The 5480-nt window shown below is 64.6% G+C and carries 5 protein-coding genes; all 5 read right to left on the bottom strand.

Features of this window, described 5'->3' with window-relative positions; translation table 11 throughout:
- Window positions 1–431 (bottom strand): FAD-binding oxidoreductase (locus tag EN906_RS21420; RefSeq protein WP_164777277.1); only part of this gene is annotated, 431 nt, incomplete at its 3' end.
- The gene (locus tag EN906_RS21415; RefSeq protein WP_127375352.1) at window positions 428–1609 is read right to left on the bottom strand and encodes a pyridoxal phosphate-dependent aminotransferase; all 1182 of its coding nucleotides are present in this window, start codon (window positions 1607–1609) and stop codon (window positions 428–430) included. The genes EN906_RS21420 and EN906_RS21415, both read right to left, overlap by 4 nt.
- Window positions 1602–2507, bottom strand: a complete 906-nt coding sequence (locus tag EN906_RS21410; RefSeq protein WP_127269321.1) for a homocysteine S-methyltransferase family protein — start codon at window positions 2505–2507, stop codon at window positions 1602–1604. The genes EN906_RS21415 and EN906_RS21410 overlap by 8 nt, the downstream gene beginning before the upstream one ends.
- The gene (locus tag EN906_RS21405; RefSeq protein ID WP_127269322.1) at window positions 2504–4957 is read right to left on the bottom strand and encodes an FAD-dependent oxidoreductase; all 2454 of its coding nucleotides are present in this window, start codon (window positions 4955–4957) and stop codon (window positions 2504–2506) included. Before EN906_RS21405 ends, EN906_RS21410 begins: the two co-directional genes overlap by 4 nt.
- A 20-nt stretch (window positions 4958–4977) precedes the next feature.
- Complete coding sequence (locus EN906_RS21400; RefSeq protein ID WP_245484309.1) at window positions 4978–5478, bottom strand: XRE family transcriptional regulator; 501 nt, start codon at window positions 5476–5478, stop codon at window positions 4978–4980.
- Window positions 5479–5480: the final 2 nt, after the last annotated feature.

Below are 5480 nucleotides of genomic sequence, written 5' to 3'. Positions count from 1 at the left end.
GCGCCGACGACATCGGAAACATTGAGATGCGGGTACAGCTCGCTGACTTCCCTGGGCGAAATCTCGCGGACATCGACATCGAAGGCACGCGCCAGCGATGCTTGCCTGTAGATCTCGTGCTTGCGCTCCTCGGTCAGCGCCACGGTGATCGAACCGACCTGGCGCATGCCGGTGCCGACCTCGGTCTCGGCTTCCAGCTTGACGTAGAGGTCGGCGGAATATTTCGCCAGCCGCGTCATGTTCTGCGAGCCGCGCAGCTGGCCGATCAGGCCGGCGGCATGCCATGTCGTGCCCGACGTCAGCTGTTTGCGTTCGAGAAGCACGATATCGGTCCAGCCAAGCTTGGCCAGGTGATAGGCGACCGAACAGCCGGAAACGCCGCCGCCGATGATGACCGCCCTTGCTTTGGCGGGAACTGCCTTGGCGGTCATGCTGCCTCGCGACGGTAGCTGGAAGCAAAGCGGCGCAGACGAAGTGCAGCTTCCTGCAGCACCGGTTCGGGCTGGCAGAGACTGATGCGAATGTGGCCGGCGGCCGCCTCGCCGAAGCTGGAGCCGGGCATGACGCCGACCTTTTCCTTGTCGAGCAGGGCCCAGGCGAATTTCTCATCGTCCGGTTCGACGGCCGAGATGTCGAGCATGACATACATGCCGCCCTCCGAACCGCGCACGGTCACGTCGTTCATGCCCCGCACGGCGTCGAGCAAGACGGTGCGGCGTGCCGCGTAACGTTCGGCGATCTCCTTGACGCCGTAACGGTTCTCCAGCGCCTCGGAACAGGCGATCGAGATGAAGGCCGGCAGGCCGTAGGTCGTCACCAGATTGAGATTGATCATGAGCGTGATCATCTCCTCCGGTCCCGTCAGCCAGCCCATGCGCCAGCCGGTCATGCCGTGGCTCTTGGACATCGAATTGATGACCAGCGTGCGCTCGGCCATCCCTGGCAGCGAGCGCGGCGAGACGTGCTCGCCGCCGCCGAGCGTCCAGTAGACTTCGTCCGACAGCAGCCAGAGGTCGTGCTCCCGGCAGACTTCTGCCAGTTGCTCCAGCCGCTCGCGCGAATAGACCGCACCTGTCGGATTGTTCGGCGTGTTGATCAGGATAGCGCGCGTGTTCGGCCGGATTGCCGCGCGGATCATGTCGGCACGTGGCTGGAAGCCATCCTCGGCCGGTGTCTCGACGACGGTGAAGTCAGCGCCTGCGGCGCTGAACGTGTTGGGATAGGTGGCATAATAGGGCGCCACGACGATGGCGTGGTCGCCCTGGTCGAGCACGCCCTGCACGGCCGCATAGAGTGCGGCCTGGCCGCCCGGCGTGGCGATCACCTGATCCGGCGACGTCTCGACGCCGGTGCAGGCGCTCGAGGCCGCCGCCATCGCCTTGCGCAGGCGCGGCAGGCCGGGAAGCGGGGTGTAGTGATGATTGCTGCCGCGAACCGCGGTCACACAGGCTTCGATCGTCTGCGAAGGCGCGTCGAAATCATGGTCGCCGACCGACAGCATGATGATGTCTTCGCCGGCCTCCTTGCGCGTCCAGGCGGCGAAATGGACTTCCCAGCCGTCCTTGCCCGAAGGCACGATGCCGGAAATGCGCGATGATGGTCTAGGCATGCAAAACTCCCGAAATTTCGTAGCCGGCCTGTTCGAGCCGGTCGCGCAGAGCGGCGATGTGCGGTGGTCCGACTTCGCAGCAGCCGCCAACGATGCTTGCCCCAGCCTCGACCCAGCCGATCGCCTGGTCGGCATAGGCATCCGGGCCAAGGTCGTGACGAGCGTGCAGCACATCGACGGTGCCGCCGTGCTTGAGTGCTTCGGTTGACGTGAAGCCATTGGCGTAGGCGCCGACCGGGCCGCCGAGGCCGATCAGTTCAGGCAAAGCCGCGGCGATTGCTTCCGGCCGGCAGCAATTGACCAGCCGCGCGGCGACTGCCAGGCCGTCGAGCGCGCTTGCCGCGGTGGCTATCGCTTCGCCGCTGCGCAGCCGCGGCTTGCCGTGGTCGGCCAGCGTCCACGACACCCATACCGGCTTGCCGCTTTCCGATGCCGCGGTGACCGCCGCGCGGGCTTCGTCCGCCGACGCCATGGTTTCACACAGGAACAGGTCGACGCCATCGGCCTGCTCGGCAACGATGCGGCGGTAAATATCGAGCGTGTCCTCGAAGGAAATGGTCAGTGCCGGTGCATAGCTGCCGAAAAGCGGCGATAGGCAGCCGGCGATGGCTGCATCGCCGGCCTCGTCGCGGGCCTGTCTGGCCAATTCGATGCCGCGCTTCTGCAACGGCTTGAAGAGGTCTTCCGCGCCCTCGCGCGCCAGGCGTTCGGGTGTTGCCGAATAGGTGTTGATGGTGATGACACGGGCGCCGGCACGGATGAATTCCGCGTGCAGGTCGCGCACCAGATCCGGTTCGTCGATCAGCACCCGGGCTGACCATAGCGGCGTCGGCTCGGATTTGCTGCGGCGGACCAGTTCCTGGCCCATGCCGCCATCGGTGAGGATGATTTTCTTCATGCGCGCAGCCTTTCGTTCTTCGGATCCCACAACGGTTCATCCTTCTGCACGATCGCCTGAAAGCGGTCACCGAAGATTTCGACCTCGACTGATGTGCCTGGCTCGGCCAGATCGGCGCGCAGCATGCCGAGCGCGATCGACTTGTCGACCCGGTGGCCCCAACCGCCGGACGTCGTCTCGCCGACGATCTTGCCGTCATGCCAGAGCGTCGACACCGAAGGGGCGTCGCAGTCGCCCGGGTTCTCTATAACCAGCGTGACGAAGCGCTTCTTCACGCCTTGCTGCTTTTCGTTCTGGAGTGCAGCCTTGCCACGGAAATCGGGCTTGTCCCATTTGACGAAGCGCTCCAACCCGCCCTGCAGGATCGAATAGTCGGTCGACAGGTCGCCCTTCCAGGTGCGGTAGCCTTTTTCAAGCCTGAGTGAATCCAACGCATACATGCCGAACGGCTTCAGCCCATGTTGCTGGCCTGCCGCGCAGACGGCGTCGAAGATGGCTGATGTGTCGTCCACCCTGGTGTGGATTTCCCAGCCGAGTTCGCCGGCGAAGGAGACGCGCACGAGTTTGGCCCAGCGACCGGCGATCTTTGTCTCCTGATGCGTCAGCCATGGCAAAGTGAGGTCGGCTTCGCAGACATCGGCGAGGATTTTCCGCGAGTTGGGGCCGGCCAGGATCTGGGTCGAGAATTCCTCGGTCCGGTCGATCAGCCTGAACGGCGCATCCTTGGGCATGCGCGATTTCAGCCATTCGAAATCGTGCCACTGCGCGACCGCCGCGGTGATCAGCGTCATCAGGTTGTCGTCGTGGCGCACCACGGACATTTCGGTGACGATGCGGCCCTTGTCGTCGGCGAAATAGACGAGACCGATGCGGCCTGCCTTCGGCACCAGCCCGGTGACCTGCAGGCTCAGCCATTCGGCGGCACCGGGACCGTCGAGGTTGAAGCGCGAGAAGCCCGGCAGGTCCAAAATGCCGGCGGCATCGCGCACGGCCAGGCACTCCTCGCGCACGCGATGATGCCACGGTCCGTCGCGGCGGAAGGTCAGCGTGGCTTCCTCGGAAATGTCATCGCCGTCTTGTGCGTACCAGGTGGCACGCTCCCAGCCATTATAGGCGTCGAAGCGGCCGCCGAGCGCCTTGATGCGATCATGGATCGGCGACAGCTTGCGGTCGCGGCCTTCCGGCCAGGCATGGCGCGGGAACTGGATGGCATATTCGTTGCCGTAGATCTCCATGCCCTTGGCGACGCAGTAGTCCGGCGCCGAGGCAAAGGAAGTGAAGCGGCGCGGGTCGCACGACCACATGTCCCATTCGGTCCGGCCCTCTGTCACCCATTCGGCCAGCACCTTGCCGGCGCCGCCACCCTGGGCAATGCCGAAGGTGAAGACGCAGGCCTCGAAGGCATTGGGAACCCCGGGCATCGGGCCGATCAGCGGGTTGCCGTCCGGCGTGTAGGGGATCGGCCCGTTGATCACCTTGGACAGGCCGGCGGTGCCAAGGATCGGCACGCGGGCGACGGCATCGGCCAGATAATGTTCCAGCCGGTCGAGGTCGTCGGGGAACAATTGAAAGGAAAAATCCTCCGGCATCGGGTCGTTGTGGCTGGCCCAATGCGCGCGGCAATTGCGCTCATAGGGGCCGAGATTCATCCCGTTCTTCTCCTGGCGCAGATAGTAGGAGGTGTCGACGTCGCGCAGCAGCGGCAGTTTCTTGCCCTGTTCCTTCGACCATGCCGCCAGTTCGGGAATCTCCTCGAACAATATGTACTGATGGCTCATCACCATCATCGGCACGTCGCGGCCGAACATCCGGCCGACTTCGGCGGCGCGGTAGCCGGCGGCATTGACGACGATCTCGCAGCGGATCTCACCTTGCGCCGTCTCGACCACCCACTCGTCGTTCTCGCGGCGCACGCCTGTGACCGGGCAGAAGCGGATGATCTTCGCGCCCATGTCGCGCGCGCCCTTGGCCAGCGCCTGGGTGAGCTGCGCCGGATCGATGTCGCCGTCGCTCGGGTCGTAGAGCGCGCCTTTCAAATCATGCGTCTCGATGAAGGGATAGCGGCGCTGGATCTCGTCGACGCCGACGATGTCGATGTCCATACCCTGGTAGCGGCCCATGCCCTTGGCGCGCTGAAATTCCTGCATGCGCTCTTTCGTGTGGGCAAGGCGCAGCGAGCCGGTGACGTGATAGTTCATGGGATAGTCGACCGCGTCGGCCAGCCCGCGATAAAGCTCGGTCGAATAGCGCTGCATGTTCATCAGCGACCAGGACGAGGAGAAAGTCGGCACGTTGCCGGCGGCATGCCAGGTCGAGCCCGAAGTCAGCTCGTTCTTTTCCAAGAGCACGCAGTCGGTCCAGCCCGCCTTGGCGAGATGGTAGAGCGCGGAAGTGCCGACGGCACCGCCTCCGATGATCACCACGCGCGCCGTGCTCGGCAAACCCGCCATGTTCTTCTCCAAACTTGAACTCAATAGACGGGTGGTGAAACCACCCAGATGACAATTGCAGGCTCCGCGCCCGGATTGCGCCAGCGGTAAGGCTTGCCTTCAAAGCGAAAGGAGTCGCCTTCGCCAAGCCGATGCCAGACACCTCCGATCTCGATGTCGAACAGCCCGGAGGCGACGTATCCAGCTTCTTCGGTCGGCCGCTGCGCCTCGGCCTTCAGTTCCGCGCCCGGCGCGAAGACCGAACGCACCATCTCGAAGCTACCGCCGAGATCGGGCGACAGAAGCTCCTCCACCAGGCCGGATTCGCTTGTGCCAAGCGTGCGGCGCCTGCCAGCGCGCACGACCACGCCGCGCTCGCTTTCGACAGGTACGTCATGGCTGAAGAACAGGCTGATCGGCACGCCGAACAGTTCGGCGAAGGCTCGGAGGTCACCGAGCGACGGCGTCGACAGACCGCGCTCGACCTGGCTGACCCAGCCGACCGAACGGCCAAGCTTCGAGCCGATCTCGGCGAGTGTCAGCC

The organism is Mesorhizobium sp. M7A.F.Ca.CA.004.06.1.1 (assembly GCF_003999135.1).
Taxonomy (GTDB): Bacteria; Pseudomonadota; Alphaproteobacteria; order Rhizobiales; family Rhizobiaceae; genus Mesorhizobium.
The sequence above is the reverse complement of the archived record's forward strand: the minus strand, read 5'-3'. Positions and strand labels throughout refer to the sequence as shown.